This window comes from Pantoea sp. S61 (assembly GCF_016625145.1).
Lineage (GTDB): Bacteria > Pseudomonadota > Gammaproteobacteria > Enterobacterales > Enterobacteriaceae > Pantoea > Pantoea rwandensis_B.
This window is the reverse complement of sequence record NZ_JACVUO010000013.1, coordinates 44,588-59,959: the sequence shown is the minus strand read 5'-3', so window position 1 is coordinate 59,959 and position 15,372 is coordinate 44,588. Positions and strand designations below refer to the sequence as shown.

Genomic DNA, 15,372 nt, shown 5'->3' with positions numbered 1-15,372 from the left:
TGTGGATATCCAAAAATGTAAAGTTTGATAAATGCATTATCTTTGGTGCAACTCATGGAATTTAAGTCTGACTTTTATCATTTGAATAGAATGATAAACCACCTTAACAGGATAAAAACAAAGTGTGGCTTTTCCCTTTATTTCATTAACATAGGTTTTTTTTAATTTACCCGCACTAAAAATGCCTTATTTATCTTTGATTTAAAATTCATCAGGAAGTTGATTTTTCATTGCAGATAACTTTCCTCATCAAAGCAGAGTGAGTTGAATAGCCTGTGCTACGTTTATAACGTTCATTTCTCTTGTCAAAAGTTCGCTGTATAGATTATTTCCCTGCTCAATTTCGTTGAGTAGCCATTAATGACATGTCTTTCAGTTATAAACCGGACTCACCTCAGGCAGTGCGTGGATGTTTGTCTTTGTATTTGAAGTGGATCTGTTAATAACGCGATGTCACCGCCTTGATTTCCGAAACAGGATTTGAGGAGAAAGCGATGAATACTGCTAAATCGGAAAGGTCGTACTATCAGCTTTCTGTCGATGAAACCTTGCGCCAGACAGAGAGTTCAGTCGAAGGTATCTCGGGTAGTGAAGCAACAGCACGCTTACAACATTACGGTGAAAATGCCCTGCCGCAAAAGCCGGGCAAGCCGGCATGGCTCCGTTTTCTCGCCCATTTTAACGATGTGCTGATCTACGTGTTACTCGCCGCGGCGTTGCTGACGGCGGTGATGGGCCACTGGGTCGATACGCTGGTCATTCTCGGTGTGGCAGTGGTCAATGCGTTGATTGGCCATATCCAGGAGAGTAATGCGGAAAAATCCCTGCAAAGCATTCGCAATATGCTCTCCAGTGAAACGGTGGTGATCCGCGCGGGCAACCACGAAACGCTGCCGACCACTGCGCTGGTGCCAGGTGATGTGGTGGTGATCCGCGCCGGGGACCGTATTCCGGCCGACCTGCGGGTGATTGAAGCCCACAATCTGCGTGTCGAGGAGGCGATTCTCACCGGCGAGTCCACGGTGGTGGAGAAGACCACGGAGGCATTGTCCGGAGAACTCCCGTTGGGCGACCGCACCAATTTGCTGTTTTCTGGGACCACCGTGAGTTCCGGCGGCGGTAAAGGATTGGTTGTGGCTACCGGTGGAGAGACCGAGTTGGGGCACATCAATCAGATGATGTCCGATATCGAAAAACACCGCACGCCGCTGCTGGTGCAAATGGACAAGTTAGGGAAAGCCATCTTCCTGATTATTCTCGCGATGATGGCGGCACTGTTTGTCTTTAGTCTGCTGTTCCGCGATATGCCGGTCTCTGAACTGATGCTGTCATTGATCAGTCTTGCGGTGGCGTCGGTGCCCGAAGGCTTACCCGCCATTATCTCCATCATCCTCTCGCTTGGCGTGCAGACCATGGCGAAACAGCAGGCGATCATTCGTAAGCTGCCAACGGTAGAAACGCTGGGTGCGATGACGGTGATCTGCTCGGATAAGACCGGCACGCTGACCATGAATGAGATGACGGTCAAAGCGGTGATCACGGCCGATCATATTTATCGGGTAGACGGTGACAGCTATGAACCGGTTGGCGCCATTCATAAAGCGGATGACGCCGTGCCGATTACCGTCACGGGTGGCTCCTTGCTGGAGCAGTATCTGCGCACCATCGATCTGTGCAATGACAGCCAGCTGATCAAGGATGAGAGCGGTTTCTGGAAAATCACCGGGGGGCCGACAGAAGGTGCACTCAAGGTGCTGGCCGCAAAAGGGCAGTTGCCGGTGGTCACGACTGAGTTACGCAGTAAAATTCCGTTTGATTCGCAATACAAATATATGTCGACGTTGTACCGCATTGGTGACGAAGAGCGCGTGCTGATCACCGGCGCGCCGGATGTGCTGTTCCGGCTTTGTCAGCAGCAGCAAACCGAACATGGCCTGCAACCGCTGGATATCGGCTGGTGGGAAGGCAAAATTGAGGAGTATGCACGCGAAGGTTTGCGCATGGTGGCGGCAGCCTGGAAACCGGCGTTACCGGGACAAACTGAGCTCACTCATCAGGATCTGCAACAGGGCGTGATTCTGCTGGGCATTGCCGGGATGATGGACCCGCCGCGCCCTGAAGCCATCACCGCGATTCGTGACTGCCTGCAAGCGGGCATACGCGTCAAAATGATCACTGGTGACCACCCGCAAACCGCGATGAGCATTGGCCAGATGCTGGGGATTGGCAATGCGGGCTCAGCCATCACCGGGCGTGAACTGGAAGTGATGGACGATCACCAGTTGAGTGATGCCGCACAAGCCTACGACATATTTGCGCGGACCAGCCCGGAGGATAAATTCCGTCTGGTTCAGGCGTTGCAAAGTAAGCAAGAGGTGGTCGGCATGACCGGGGATGGCGTGAACGATGCGCCGGCCCTGAAACGTGCCGATGTCGGTATTGCGATGGGGATTAAAGGCACTGAAGTCACCAAAGAAGCCGCCGATATGGTGCTAACGGATGATAACTTCGCCACTATTGCCAGCGCGGTGCGAGAAGGGCGCCGGGTTTATGACAATCTGAAAAAAACCATCCTGTTTATTATGCCCACCAACCTGGCGCAGGGCTTACTGATCATTATCGCGCTGCTGGCTGGGAATCTCATTCCGCTGACGCCGGTACTGATTCTGTGGATGAACATGGCGACGTCGGCCACGCTGTCGTTTGGTCTGGCGTTTGAGGAGGGTGAGAAGAACATCATGCGTCGTCCACCGCGCGATCCCAAACTGCATGTGATGGATGGATTCGCCATCTGGCGTGTGGTGTTTGTCGGTTCGATGATTGCGATAAGTGCGTTTGTGCTGGAAGCCTGGCTGCAGCCGCGTGGCTATTCCCCGGAGTTTATCCGCACCGTGCTGTTGCAGACGCTGGTTACCGCGCAGTGGTTCTATATGCTCAACTGCCGTGTGTCAGATGGCTTCTCACTGAGTAAAGGGCTGCTGATGAACAAAGGGATCTGGATCGTCAGCGCGGTATTGCTGGTGCTGCAATTACTGATCATCTACGCGCCCTTTATGCAGCTGCTGTTCGGCACCACGGGACTGCCATTCCGCTATTGGGTAATTACCTTCATCATCGGATTCGTGATGTTCCTGATTGTTGAAGTTGAGAAACCGCTGACCCGTCGATTCAGAACAGCCTGAATGCATTGCCGCCCGTCCCGCGGGTTAAGCGGTCCGGGCGGCGTTTTAGACGTTCGGGGTAAAAACTGAGGTTGAAACGTGGTCGCACATTCACTCTCATCAACTCAGAGAGGAAAGTGTCGCACGGGTTCAACGACCTTCACCGGCTTCTTTCGCTTCGGCTTCGTCGCTCTGCACAGCGCTGGCATGGTCGCGTTCGTCTTAGCCGTCTCGCTGGTCTTATTAACAGTGATGCAGCACGGGCAGTAATGAACATTCGCATATTGCATCGTAGCGACAGTTAACGCCTGGCTGTGGTTATACATACTGCCAATAAATGCCCTTGAATCGACACCGGGTAGTTGTTCACATCCTGCGGTATGCAACAGCAAGCCCCTGCGGGCGTGATCGCATACGTAGTACTTCATTGACTTATACATTGTTTTAATCCGTTTGCTGTGTGAGTCAATCGACTCATTAAAGTTTGTCGTATTCAATATCTTGTCATTCAGAACATCTCACCACGGCCTGGAATGCAGATTGCCCGCGACGCTTAAACGTAAACGGAACGAGAATAGGTGTGCCATTTTTCGCGGCGCTTTCCTGATGAAACAGAAGAGAACCGCGGGAGATGCTGTTTTGCCAAACATTTCGCACTGGGCTTTTTCAAGCAGGTCTTTATCTACGGTAATAACGGCATGACTACGGTGAACGGTCACGCAGGATAATTCGTCATTTTGATTTTTTGTACTCTGGGAATATACCTTATAACCAGACGCACACAAAATTATCCCCAAAGCGCCCCAATCTTAGCGTGAAATTCTGGTCTGTTTCACGAACAGTCTCTGGTCTAACTAACGAAAAATCAAGGGGATTTATAAGCGTTTAGTTGAAATGAATTGATGTGTCTTGCTGCTGGGATAGGGGCATTATCTGATAATGATTGGGAGATTATCTGAATATTTCATAGCAAAATTAATGCCTGTGAGATTTATTGCATTCGCACTCAGACAAATAAATCGTGCAATAAAGCCTAAGTACAGCAAATAACCTGGTTAAGAATTTGTTAATGCCTGAAGTGTGGCAATTCCATGACAATATTTCCATCATTGAGACTGAGGTCAATGGGGAGCTGATGATAAAACCTCACAGCCTTATCACTCAGAAGGACCGTTCACATTGATCAACGCATCACCATGAAGCGGGAAACAATGGAAGTGCGCAGGGTCAACTCAAAAGATCAGTGTGTTAAAACAGTAAATGGTTTAACCTTTAACAATCGTCAGCAGTAGATTTAAAGTAAGCCCAATAAAATCAGTGCGTTGATTGATATTTTATTGTGTGGCCTTTTGATTGACTGCGACCTGTTCCAGGGGGTGCCCGGTTAGCGGGCTGAGATTCTACCCGCCAGCGTTTTACGCGTTGGCAACGTAGTGACCCTACGAACCTGATCCGGCTAATACCGGCGTAGGGAGCGGAACACAGGGCGACACTGCGCCCTGATTCCATCTTTGTGCTTTGTAGCGGACAGATCCTACTCATCAGGCCCGGCCTGAGAGATTTCGCGCAATCGCAACAGGTGGACTCGCCCATGACTGAAGCTGCTTTGATCGACGCTTTACTCACCTTTCTACAGCGTCAGGATACAACCGACGACGACTTTAACCGCATGGCGCTTGCCGTCTTCGCTTACCAATTTGAACACAACCTCCCTTATCGCCGCTTCGCTATGCAGCGTGGCCGCACGCCGTTTACGGTCAAAAACTGGCGTGCCATCCCGGCGATTCCCATCACCGCCTTCAAGGATCTGACGCTGAGTTGTCATGCCAGCGATGACGTCGAAGCCGTGTTTATGACCAGCGGTACCACGGGCACGGTGAAAGGTCGCAGCTATCATCCGACACTCGATGTCTGGAAGTGCTCAATGACGCAGAATTTTCGCCAGCGCTTTATGGCGGGCAATGAGCGCATCCGCATGGGCATTTTGTTCCCCGATAACCAGGTGCTGCCCAACTCTTCGCTGGCGCACTATCTCACGCTCGCGATGGAGAGATTCGGCACAGCGGAGAGTGAAGTGCTGCTGGATGACAGCGGTATCGCGATGGATCGCCTTTTTGCTGCACTGGAACAGGCGGAAGCGCGAGATGAACCCTATGCGCTGCTGGGCGCGAGCTACAGCTTTGTCCATCTGCTGGACGAAATGCAGCGCCAAGGGCGAGGTTTTGCGCTCCCCGCAGGCAGCCGCATTTTAGATACCGGCGGGTTTAAGGGCCAATCACGCGAGATTGAGGCCGAGCAGTTTTACACCGAACTGAGTGCGGCGCTGGGCGTACCGCGCACGCACTGCATTAACATGTACGGCATGACCGAACTGAGCAGCCAGTTTTATGATGACGGCAACGTTGCTTGTCCTTCGGTGAAATCTGGCCCGCACTGGATCCGCACCCGCGTGGTCAATCCACTCAGCGGCGAAGAGGTGGCGGAAGGTGAGATTGGCGTGCTGGTGCACCATGATCTGGCTCATTTCAATTCGGTTTCTGCTTTGCTGACGGAAGATGCTGGCCGCGCGGTCGCGGGCGGCTTCCATCTGCTGGGCCGGGTGACCGGAGCGGATGCAAAGGGCTGTTCGCTGGCAATGGAAGAGTTTCTGGCTGCTGCGCAGGGTGCGATGTGAGAGAGGTTGCGGGTTATCTACCGGGATGTTTGTCGCCAGAAGAGGTGCAGTGGCACACGCTGAGTTTTACCCATCACGGCCAGCGGTTGGATGTGGACGTTCCCGATCTGAATCCGGCACAAATAAAGCTTCTGAGCGCACATGTGCGCGATCATGCTCGCGCTTATCTCAAGACGCTGAGCGTGGCGAAGATCGTGATGATTGTTGATGAAGCCATTGCGCGTTTACTGGATCGAGACCATCACCTGCGCCGCAAAGCCGAAACGCTATTGCCGATAGTCACCGGTTATGATGCCGAGATGATTCGCCTTGGGCTTAGTGGTTATCTCAAAACATTTCGACAGCCGCAGCTTAAGCGATTTTTGGCCGAAGACTTTAACGATCCACAACTGCTGGATGACTTCCAGCCAAGGCCAAATGGCGGTTTTGCGCGGGCGTTTGGCCCTGATCTTCTGCTACATATCTGGGCAGGAAATGTACCGGGTTTGCCGCTCTGGAGCCTGATTTGCGGATTGCTGGTGAAAGCGGGCACCGTGGGTAAGTTGCCGGGGGCCGAACCCCTGATGGCGGGCTGGTTCGCGCAGCTGCTGGCTGAAATCGATCCCCAGCTTGGCGAGTGTCTGGCGGTGGTGTGGTGGAAAGGTGGAGAGGGCGAAGCAGAAAAGCACTGGTTTATGCAGCCTGACGTGGTAATGGCTTACGGAGGCAATGCCGCGTTGGCCGCTATCAGGCAGCAACTGCCGGTCACCACGCGTTTTCTGCCGCACAGTCATAAAATCAGCGTGGGGTTGGTGGCGCGTTCGGCGCTGGATACGCGTCAGGGCGTCGAGTTGGCGCAGCGCGTGGCTTATGACGTGATGCGTTATGACCAGGCGGGCTGTTACTCACCGCAAATGCTGTTTGTGGAACGTGGCGGACGCATCTCGCCGCAGGAATTCGCGGAGTATATCGCCCATGAACTGCGGGCGCTGGCGCGCAAATTTCCGCGTCGCGCGCTCTCTTCGGCCGAAGTGAACAGCGTGGCAGCCTGGCGTAGCCGTGAAGAGATTCGTGCGTTGCAGGGCGATCGCATCCTGTTTGGCGAGCCAACGGATAGCTGGGCTGTGGTCATGGTGGATGAACCCGAAACGCTGATTCCTTCAGCACTCGGACGCACGCTTAAAGTGGTGGCTGTTGATGAGATTGATGATGCCATTGCCCTGATTTCGCAGCAGAAAATCTACCTGCAAACGGCGGCGGTTGCCGCCACTCCACATGAACTGTTTCATCTCGCCGCACGCTTAGGGCAAGCAGGCATCACCCGTATTACTGCCTTTGGCAACATGACATCGCCCGCCGCCGGATGGCATCACGATGGCCGCTTTAGCCTGCTGGATCTGGTCACTTTTACGGAAATAGACGCATCTGCTGAAACTGCCGCTGAGCGCTTCGCGCCCTATGCGGATTGAATCCACGTTTTTTACAGGAGGTAATACGATGAAATTTGCTGATCAAACGATTCTGGTGACGGGCGCGAGCCGGGGCATTGGTGCGGCTATCGCGCAGGCTTTCGCCGCCGAGGGCGCGCTGGTGGTGGTGAACTACCTGCGCAGTGAAGCCGCAGCGAATGAAGTGGTAAAACGCTGTGAAGCTTTGGGCGGTTCAGCCCTGGCGATTCGTGCCGATGTCACCTCGGCAGAGCAGGTAGCGGCGATGATGGAGCAGATCGCCAACACCAGCGGTCGGTTGGACGCGGTGGTCAACAATGCTTTCGCGCCCTATGTTTTCGATACCGACAATCGACAGCGCTTTTGGGAAACGTCGTGGCAGGGCTACCAAAGCCAATTTAACGGTGCGGTTGGCGCGGCCTACAATGTCTGCCAGGCTGCATTGCCGTTGATGCGCTCACGCACGCGCGGCAGCATTATCAATCTTTCCAGCGATTTAGTGGCTCGTCCGTCTGTTCCTTACCACGATTACGTCACGGCGAAGTCTGCGTTGATTGGCTTCAGTCGCTCACTAGCGGCAGAGCTAGGGCCGCTGGGCATTCGCGTTAACTGCGTTGCGCCGGGTCTGGTGTATCCCACGGATGCCAGCCGCGCCACGCGGGAAGACGTGCGCGAGTTTATCACCGCACAAACGCCGCTGCGCCGGATTGCCGAGCCAGTGGATGTCGCCGGTCCGGTGATGTTTTTAGCGTCAGAATGGAGCGAGTTTGTCACCGGGCAAACGCTGTATGTCGATGGCGGGTTGGTAATGGGGTAACAAGGGGTGAAAGCTGATAGGGTAGGAAGCTCGATGGGTTAGCGTGAGTCTGATTATAGATTTGCTCACACCGTTTAACGTCAACAGGGAGGTTTAATGAAGACCGCAAGTATCCGCGCCGTAATCGGTGGAACGCTTTTAATGGCGTCGTCCTTAATATCGGCTTCCGCAGCGCAGCCATTGCCTGTGACTCCAGAGCATCCGAACTCGCAGCGTATCTCGGTGGAGACGCAAGGCTCGGGAACAGATGTCATATTGATCCCGGGGCTGGCATCGTCGCGTGACGTTTGGGCTGATTTGTCTGCAAATTTACGCAAGAACCATCGCATTCATCTTGTAGAGCTTGCGGGGTTTGCGAGTACGCCTGCCATTGCCAACCCGGACGGAAAGGTCATCGCTCCGGCAGTTGACGCCATCGCTGAATACATTCACGCCCAGCACATCAAAGCCCCGGTGATTATCGGCCATTCTCTTGGGGGAGAAATGGCATTGATGCTGGCCGCCCGTCATCCTGACCTGGTGGGGCGCGTGATGGTCGTTGATGCTTTGCCATTTTATTCGCTATTGTTCAATCCTGCAGCGACCAGCGAAACTGTCGCCCCGCAGGCCACTGCCATGCGAAATTCGATTTTGGGGCAATCGCCGGAGCAATTCGCCGAGTTTCAGAAGGTCTCCATCGCCCGTTTAGCCAAGACCGAAGCGGTGAGGCCTGCGCTGGTGGCAGCGGGAATTCATTCCGATCGTAAAACCATTGCCGACGCAGTGTATGAAGTGATGGTCACCGATTTGCGTCCCGAACTTAGCCGTATCAGCGCGCCGATTGAGGTCGTATACGCGTATGACACTTTATTTGGCGTACCTGCAGCCAGCGTGGAGGCGATGTATCGGCAAGCCTATGCTGCTGCACTCGATATCCACTTCACTCAGATCGATAACAGTTTTCACTTTGTCATGCTTGATCAACCAGAACGGTTTTCTACCGTGGTTGAGTCGTTTCTGAATGGCGATGCTAGCCAAAAACAGTCGCAAACTGACTGAGATTCCGGTAGGGGCGGCCGGAATGGGCCGTTGCTTCGGTTCGATAGAGTGTTTGACGCAGATATTGCGCGGGATGCATGTGTGATGTGAAAGAGATGTGGGGGTGAGATGGGAAGGGCTGCTATGAGCGACCTGCGGACACAGCGGAACCTATGGATGAAGTTGTTAATCAAAAAGGCTATGTGAAGTGTTGAAGCTTAGGGATAAGAAAGTCCATCAAAATGTTTGAGGATATGAAGGCAGAACATTTAAATGGGCCAACATTAATTGACCCCTTAAGTCATCCAGAAAGAGGACTTACTCTTCAGAGATCCGTGTATCGGCGATGGTTTCCGCAAAATGTTTCCCGAATAAACCTGCGGGCGTCTGAAAACCTGGTTTTCCTTCTCCCGCCAGCACTCTACGTGCTGCCTCCGCTGCGGCCATGGCGGTAAAACTGTAGCCATTCACCGTTTCGAGCAACATCCGCACAACGTCTCCCTTCGCATTGACGACCTCAGCGACAGCCTGATATCGGTTATCCAGGCGTTCCTGTGCTGTTGGGCCATCCGCTAAAAGTGACAGGTCCCCTTGTGGAAATTCTGTGCCGCTGAGATGCACAAAAGTCTCAATGTCTGGAATGTTTGTGGTCATCCATACCGTTGTCAGGTCTGGTAGTGTTACCGGAAAACACTTTAAGGGCCCAACGCCAAAATCAAAATGTCTTGTTTGGGTAGGTTCCTGAGGTATTAATCTGCCGTTTGAGCGTTTGAGACACTGCGGCGAGAGATTTTCAGTCGCGCTAATGGCGGATCCTCGCGACATCGGCCCGGCGACATTCAAAGCAAGGGCGATTTTTTTCGGGGCAGATATCCGCTCTGCCGCATGGGCAGCCAGGCAACCCAGCATAGCCACACTGCCACCACATCCCGGTAGGAGCATCACGCCTGCAGCCGCTGCATCAGCATCAAGGATCTCAGCAAGTCTGTAACTGTCGGGTTCAGCAGCGACATCCAGATAATGCGTTTTACTGTCCACCGCCGCCCTCATCAAAGCACTGGCCGTATACATATAAGGGCCGGCACAGTTCAGCACAACGGCAACATCCTTAAGCGCCGCACTGACTGTTTCTGCATCGGCAAGAGAGAAGGCCCGATAAGGGATATCTAACTCTGCGGCCATAGCGGCGAGTTTTCTTTCGTCTCGTCCGGCTAAAATAAGCGGGCCGCCGCAAGTCAGAGCATGAGCGGTGATCAGACCGCCAGTGTAACCGGTTGCGCCGTAAATCATGATGCTTTTCATGAAGTTTCTGTACCTGAAATTGAAGGAATCATTGTGGATCTGAGCGGACAGGAATTCGTCATCACAGTCTTACTTACCGTGCTGCCAGCTTTTATAAACAAATTCCAGGCTGTAGCCGTCGGGGTCCCTGACCTGCGCCGCGTAATAGCGAGGATCATAATGAAGCTGCGGGCCGGGAGGATGAATCACGGTGGCACCTGCCGACAGAGCTGCGGCGTAAGCCTGATTGACAGCAGATTCGGAATCGCCTGCGAAACCTACGTGGATGGCATCCGGGCACACCGTTCCCTGACGCAGCCAGAAGAATATTTTTCCATTTGAACCAAATCCTTTAAGGTCAGGATGTCCGGCAGGTCCCTCGCTACCGTCATAATCGTGACGGACAGTGATACCAAGTGCGGGTAATACGCGTGCATAGAAGCTGACTGAACGGTCAACGTCACTGACGGAAAGAAAGAGATGGTCAAGCATAGCGTGCTCCTTTAATCAGATGTTATATCCGCCCGCGACTTCAATCGTCTGAGCATTGATCCAGCCGCCATTGGGAGAAAGTAAAGAGGCGATAACGCGCGCAACCTCTTCCGGTTCACCGACTCGTCCCAGTGCCGTTTGTGAGGCCAGCAGATTTTCAAACTCCTCGTTCAGTCCTCCTCCCAGTTCAGTCCGGATTGCACCCGGCGAGACGGCATTGACCCGGATCCTGCGTTCCCCAAACTCCTTAGCCATATAGCGGGTTAGCACTTCAAGTCCCCCTTTAAAGGCGGCGTAAGGGGCAACGCCTGAAGTGGCCACTCGCGTGGTGGCGCTCGTCATGTTGATGATGCACGCATCGTGGCGCAGCAGGGGCAGTAGCGTCTGCGTCAGAAAGAAAGGTCCCTTCAGATGTACATTCATCAGGCTGTCGAACTGGTTCTCGGTAACGGTTTCAATCGGATTAAAAAGCCCATATCCGGCGTTATTCACCAGTCCATCCAGGCCGCTATCTTCCCAGCGTGAATGCATCACCTGTTCAAGTTCAGCACGAAAATGTTTGAAGGAACCGGTATTCCCAACGTTCAGCTGCAACGCGATGGCTTCGCCACCTTCCGCCTCAATACGTTCCACCACACGGGTGGCAGCGTCAGACTGGCTGTTCCAGGTCAGTATGACGCGATACCCGAGCCGGGCACATTTCAGGGCGGTGCTGGCCCCGATGCCCCGGCTGCCGCCGGTAATTAAAACATTTTTCATATTAGCCTCTGCGAGTGGGTGTTGACGGAACAGAGGTTACGCTTGTGCAGGGCGTAAGGCTGATGCGATCCTCTTCACTATTTGCCTAATCCTGCCTTTCTCTTGTTGTGCTTACAGCGACGTGATATCAATCGGGGATGGAAAAACAATTACAAAAGCTACGAGAACTCGCCTCCGGTGCGGGTAATCAGCGTACCGAAACCGGCATTCCAAGGGTTGCAATGGTGCAGGGAGAAATCCCTGAACATCGCCTGTCTGCGGTTTATGAGCCGATGATTAACCTGATCCTGACGGGGTCTAAAAGCATGACGGTTGGTGACAGAACGCTGCGATACGATCCCGCAACCTACTTTGTGATGTCGGTGGATCTGCCCGCAGTGGGACAGGTCTTTGCCGATGAGCACACTCTTGCACCTTATCTGGCTGTGAGCCTGACGCCTGAGTCGGAGATTCTTGCGGATTTGCTGGCCGGTTTGCCTGATTCTGGCTCGCGTTCTCTTTACAACGCGGGTTTTTCAGTCGCACCCGTTACCCCGGAACTGCTGGACGCCTGGGTCAGAATGCTCAGTCTGATTAATAAGCCGGATGAAGTTGCGGCTCTGGCTCCGGCTTATGAGCGCGAAATCCTGTTCCGGGTGCTGCAGGGACCGCTGGGCTGGATGTTGCGCGAAATTGCAACGCCTGAAACGCATATGGCACGTATCCACAAAGTGATTAACTGGCTAAAACAAAACTACATGCAGAGCATACGTGTTGAAGAACTGGCAGACATGGCCGCACTGAGTGTCTCTGCTTTTCACCGACACTTCCGTGCAGTGACATCACTCAGTCCTGTCCAGTATCAGAAAAGAATGCGCCTGATGCAGGCCCGGCTCAGGCTCTCCACTTCAGATGCAAGTATTACCGAGATTGCCTTTTCAGTTGGATATCAGAGCCACACGCAGTTCAGTCGTGAATATGCTCGCCAGTTTGGCCGGTCGCCGTCAGCAGACCTGCGAAGTATGGATCGCAGGAAATAATCTCACGCTCTTGTTAATACCCGTAATTCTGGTCTGAAAGGATCATTCAAGGTTACGCGAGTCAAATTCGGACTGAGCATGTGCTACGGCTGTGTAGTATTTAACTGTCCAGTCAAATAAAGCCTGAAAAGGCGTTTCAAGTGTACGACCTAAAGGCGTAATACTGTACTCAACGCCAACCTGAGATGTGGGGATAACGCGTCGGCTGACAATGCCGTTACGTTCTAGACGGCGCAAACACTGAGTCAGCGATTTTTGGGTTATCCCGTTCATATTTCTTTTTATTTCCTTGAAACGCAACGGCTCTTTACACAATACAGACAGGATTAGGATGGGCCATTTATCTGTAATTTGATCCAGCAATAATCTGCTGGAGATTTTTTCATCGCATTAAGTTTATGGGGCTAACGTCGCAACGACTGCCTGTACCACTGCCTCTGACCGCTCGGTTAATTGTCCTTTTTGCGGATCAGGCGGCAGTAAAAAAATAGTGGCTGCCGGAAGTGCTGGTAGTCCGGTCACTTCAACCATCTGTTCTTCTATGACTGCCGAAGCATTCAGACAGCCTATGCCCAGGCCCGCCGCTACAGCAGCCTGAAGGCCTGCTACACCCGAGGCTATGTGAGCAACGGTATGCTTAATACCATGACGGGTCAGTTCATTACGGGCCAGTCTGTGTAGTGAACAAGTTTCCGACAGTAAAGCAATTTTAATAGCGTTGTGGTCAGGAAAAATGGGCTGATCACGCGCTGCCACCCATAGCATCGGTTCGCTGCGGAGGGCTACTGCATTAGGCAGCGATGGATGATCAGACTCTGTCGCACGCAGAATGATTGCTATATCAACATCGCCTTTACTGTAAGCATTTACAATGTCGTCACTCTTTGCAATCTGTGTCGACATTTTCAGATTGGGATACTGATGCTTAATTTTGGCTAACAGCCTAACCATGTACCGAGTCTGAAAGTAATCAGAAATACCGATCCTGACTTCTCCCTCTACTGACACACCGTGCATGTCTCTCCATGCCGCATCTGATAACGCCAGGATTTCACGTGCATGGGTTATAAGCCGTTCACCAGCGTGGGTGGGCTGAACACCTTGTTTGCTGCGAATCATTAACTGTGTCCCAGCGGCCTCTTCAAGCTTATTTAATTGCTCGCTTATCGCTGATTGCGAACGAAAACGTAATGCTGCTGCCGCCGTCAGACTACCTGCATCTGCTGACGCAACGAGCGTTTTAAGCTGCTCTAAATCGAACCCATGATGCATCTTTATCTCCCGGGAAAAGCGATGGAAGCCATCATATATTACGGCTTTTTAGATGGATAGGGCTGCTGCATAATTCATCTAAGGCCGGCCCTGAGACGGATTTCCCGTTAGATCTGAAGTTTCCGGTTAGGAGAAGTAAATCATGAAATTGAAAATCTGGGGCAGAACAAACTCTGCAAATGTACGTAAAGTCATCTGGACGGCTGAAGAGCTGGCGCTTACCTACGAATCCATCAATGCAGGTGGCCCTTTTGGCATTACTGATCAACCACATTATCTGGAAAAGAATCCCAATGGCCTGGTGCCGTTACTGGAGGACGGCTCGTTTATCCTATGGGAATCTAATGCAATCGTTCGCTACTTAACCGCTCAATACGGTGCTGGTTCCGGGCTTTATCCAGACAATATCCAGACACGTGCTTCCGCTGACAAATGGATGGACTGGACAACGTCCGCGTTAACTGAGCCTTTTCGCTTCCTTATTAACGCCGTGGTACGAACTCCTGAAGATCAACGCGACTGGGAGAAAATTCGCCATGGGGTGAAAACGGTAGAAAAGTTGCTGACCATTGTCGAGGACACGCTATCAGCACAACCCTATTTATCTGGTAGCACCTTTAACATGAGCGATATCCCAATGGGGTGTTTCATTTACGGCTGGTTCGAAATGCCTATCGAACGTGCGGATATGCCACATCTGCGCACTTGGTATGACCGTCTGAAGCAACGACCCGCTTATCAGGCCACCGTAATGACGCCGTTAACATAATCGGCGTCATGGGGCAGCACCCATCCTGATCAGATGGTCATCACTTGTAATTACCTGATTTAAACATCGTCTCTTAAACCACCAGAGGATAAAGCTAATGCCATTCGTCAGAATTTCTCTAATCAAAGGTAAGACCCCTGCGCAGTTGCGCGCTATAGCAGATGGAGTTCACCAGGCGCTTGTAGAGACCTATACCGTGCCGATTGAAGATCGCTTTCAGGTCATTGATCAGTATGACAAGGATTCGCTTTTCTACGGTAAGAATTTCTTAAACATTGAGCGAACTGATGACATTGTGTTCATTCATATTTTAGCTAACCGCTGGCGTGATACACCGATGAGACAGGCGCTGTATAACGGCATAGCAGATCGGCTATTTTCTGATTGCGGGATCCGTAAGGAAGATGTTCAGGTCTTTATTTCAAATAACGATAAGCCAGACTGGTCTTTCGGTAATGGTGTGGCTTCCTACGTTGAGGAAGGCAGTGTCTGAAATCAGAATTTTAAAGGTCCAGCCATGATAATTTTAGTTACAGGTGCGACCTCAGGCCTCGGAGCCGCCATTACACGAATGTTCGTTTCAAACGGACATCGGGTCATTGCAGCGTTAACTTCACCTATAAAGATAAGGAGATATTGATTTTAATTGCTAAGCGAGGGCAGTCACCAACTCCATTTGATGGA

At 52.2% G+C, this 15,372-nt stretch carries 13 protein-coding genes, 1 pseudogene and 1 riboswitch; of the genes and pseudogenes, 9 read left to right on the top strand and 5 right to left on the bottom strand.

Annotated features, from left to right (window positions below; all coding sequences use genetic code 11):
* Positions 1 to 494 precede the first annotated feature (494 nt).
* The 5 genes from IAE30_RS21160 (at position 495) to IAE30_RS21140 (ending at position 9,117) form a co-directional block, all read left to right on the top strand.
* Positions 495 to 3,182: a cation-transporting P-type ATPase gene (locus IAE30_RS21160; protein WP_200680931.1), complete on the top strand. Its 2,688-nt coding sequence runs from the start codon at positions 495 to 497 to the stop codon at positions 3,180 to 3,182.
* 1,341 nt (positions 3,183 to 4,523) lie between these two features.
* Positions 4,524 to 4,653: riboswitch (TPP riboswitch) on the top strand.
* Positions 4,654 to 4,752: 99 nt separating this feature from the next.
* Positions 4,753 to 5,835, top strand: coding sequence for a long-chain fatty acid--CoA ligase (locus tag IAE30_RS21155; protein ID WP_200680930.1), 1,083 nt, complete (start codon positions 4,753 to 4,755; stop codon positions 5,833 to 5,835).
* Entirely contained in the window at positions 5,832 to 7,283 is a 1,452-nt protein-coding gene (locus IAE30_RS21150) for an acyl-CoA reductase (RefSeq protein WP_200680929.1), read from the top strand. Before IAE30_RS21155 ends, IAE30_RS21150 begins: the two co-directional genes overlap by 4 nt.
* Positions 7,284 to 7,311: 28 nt before the next feature.
* On the top strand, positions 7,312 to 8,079 hold the full coding sequence (locus IAE30_RS21145; protein ID WP_200536871.1) for a 3-oxoacyl-ACP reductase: 768 nt from the start codon (positions 7,312 to 7,314) through the stop codon (positions 8,077 to 8,079).
* Positions 8,080 to 8,175: 96 nt separating this feature from the next.
* Positions 8,176 to 9,117: an alpha/beta fold hydrolase gene (locus tag IAE30_RS21140; RefSeq protein WP_200536870.1), complete on the top strand. Its 942-nt coding sequence runs from the start codon at positions 8,176 to 8,178 to the stop codon at positions 9,115 to 9,117.
* Between the two features lie 297 nt (positions 9,118 to 9,414).
* On the opposite strand, the gene IAE30_RS21135 is transcribed toward IAE30_RS21140, so the two are convergent.
* The 3 genes from IAE30_RS21135 to IAE30_RS21125 all read right to left on the bottom strand — a co-directional run bounded on the left by IAE30_RS21135 (position 9,415) and on the right by IAE30_RS21125 (position 11,628).
* Positions 9,415 to 10,398, bottom strand: a complete 984-nt coding sequence (locus IAE30_RS21135; RefSeq protein ID WP_200536869.1) for a trans-acting enoyl reductase family protein — start codon at positions 10,396 to 10,398, stop codon at positions 9,415 to 9,417.
* Positions 10,399 to 10,467: 69 nt separating this feature from the next.
* Positions 10,468 to 10,869, bottom strand: a complete 402-nt coding sequence (locus IAE30_RS21130) for a VOC family protein (protein WP_200536868.1) — start codon at positions 10,867 to 10,869, stop codon at positions 10,468 to 10,470.
* A gap of 15 nt (positions 10,870 to 10,884) precedes the next feature.
* Complete coding sequence (locus IAE30_RS21125; protein ID WP_200536867.1) at positions 10,885 to 11,628, bottom strand: SDR family NAD(P)-dependent oxidoreductase; 744 nt, start codon at positions 11,626 to 11,628, stop codon at positions 10,885 to 10,887.
* Positions 11,629 to 11,765: 137 nt separating this feature from the next.
* Between IAE30_RS21125 and IAE30_RS21120 the strand changes: the two genes are divergently transcribed.
* Complete coding sequence (locus IAE30_RS21120) at positions 11,766 to 12,647, top strand: AraC family transcriptional regulator (RefSeq protein ID WP_200536866.1); 882 nt, start codon at positions 11,766 to 11,768, stop codon at positions 12,645 to 12,647.
* Between the two features lie 42 nt (positions 12,648 to 12,689).
* Here the strand turns inward: IAE30_RS21120 and IAE30_RS21115 are convergent, their stop codons facing one another.
* Complete coding sequence (locus tag IAE30_RS21115; protein ID WP_200537138.1) at positions 12,690 to 13,025, bottom strand: helix-turn-helix domain-containing protein; 336 nt, start codon at positions 13,023 to 13,025, stop codon at positions 12,690 to 12,692.
* A gap of 18 nt (positions 13,026 to 13,043) precedes the next feature.
* Positions 13,044 to 13,919 carry a LysR family transcriptional regulator gene (locus IAE30_RS21110; RefSeq protein ID WP_200536865.1) on the bottom strand — a complete coding sequence of 292 codons (876 nt, stop codon included), beginning with the start codon at positions 13,917 to 13,919 and terminating at the stop codon, positions 13,044 to 13,046.
* A 142-nt stretch (positions 13,920 to 14,061) separates the two neighbouring features.
* Here IAE30_RS21110 and IAE30_RS21105 point away from each other — a divergent pair, with 142 nt between their 5' ends.
* The 3 genes and pseudogenes from IAE30_RS21105 to IAE30_RS21095 form a co-directional block, all read left to right on the top strand.
* Entirely contained in the window at positions 14,062 to 14,688 is a 627-nt protein-coding gene (locus IAE30_RS21105) for a glutathione S-transferase family protein (protein WP_200536864.1), read from the top strand.
* 97 nt (positions 14,689 to 14,785) lie between these two features.
* Positions 14,786 to 15,181, top strand: coding sequence for a tautomerase family protein (locus tag IAE30_RS21100; protein ID WP_200536863.1), 396 nt, complete (start codon positions 14,786 to 14,788; stop codon positions 15,179 to 15,181).
* 24 nt (positions 15,182 to 15,205) lie between these two features.
* Positions 15,206 to 15,292: pseudogene (locus IAE30_RS21095) on the top strand (NADP-dependent 3-hydroxy acid dehydrogenase); the annotation flags it as partial.
* Positions 15,293 to 15,372 lie beyond the last annotated feature (80 nt).

Excerpts from the sequence above, each read along its gene's own strand:
- IAE30_RS21130 (WP_200536868.1), bottom strand. The coding sequence starts at position 10,869 with ATGCTTGACCATCTCTTTCTTTCCGTCAGTGACGTTGACCGTTCAGTC.
- IAE30_RS21145 (WP_200536871.1), top strand. The coding sequence starts at position 7,312 with ATGAAATTTGCTGATCAAACGATTCTGGTGACGGGCGCGAGCCGGGGC.
- IAE30_RS21110 (WP_200536865.1), bottom strand. The coding sequence starts at position 13,919 with ATGCATCATGGGTTCGATTTAGAGCAGCTTAAAACGCTCGTTGCGTCA.
- IAE30_RS21100 (WP_200536863.1), top strand. The coding sequence starts at position 14,786 with ATGCCATTCGTCAGAATTTCTCTAATCAAAGGTAAGACCCCTGCGCAG.
- IAE30_RS21160 (WP_200680931.1), top strand. The coding sequence starts at position 495 with ATGAATACTGCTAAATCGGAAAGGTCGTACTATCAGCTTTCTGTCGAT.
- IAE30_RS21135 (WP_200536869.1), bottom strand. The coding sequence starts at position 10,398 with ATGAAAAGCATCATGATTTACGGCGCAACCGGTTACACTGGCGGTCTG.
- IAE30_RS21125 (WP_200536867.1), bottom strand. The coding sequence starts at position 11,628 with ATGAAAAATGTTTTAATTACCGGCGGCAGCCGGGGCATCGGGGCCAGC.
- IAE30_RS21120 (WP_200536866.1), top strand. The coding sequence starts at position 11,766 with ATGGAAAAACAATTACAAAAGCTACGAGAACTCGCCTCCGGTGCGGGT.
- IAE30_RS21140 (WP_200536870.1), top strand. The coding sequence starts at position 8,176 with ATGAAGACCGCAAGTATCCGCGCCGTAATCGGTGGAACGCTTTTAATG.
- IAE30_RS21155 (WP_200680930.1), top strand. The coding sequence starts at position 4,753 with ATGACTGAAGCTGCTTTGATCGACGCTTTACTCACCTTTCTACAGCGT.
- IAE30_RS21105 (WP_200536864.1), top strand. The coding sequence starts at position 14,062 with ATGAAATTGAAAATCTGGGGCAGAACAAACTCTGCAAATGTACGTAAA.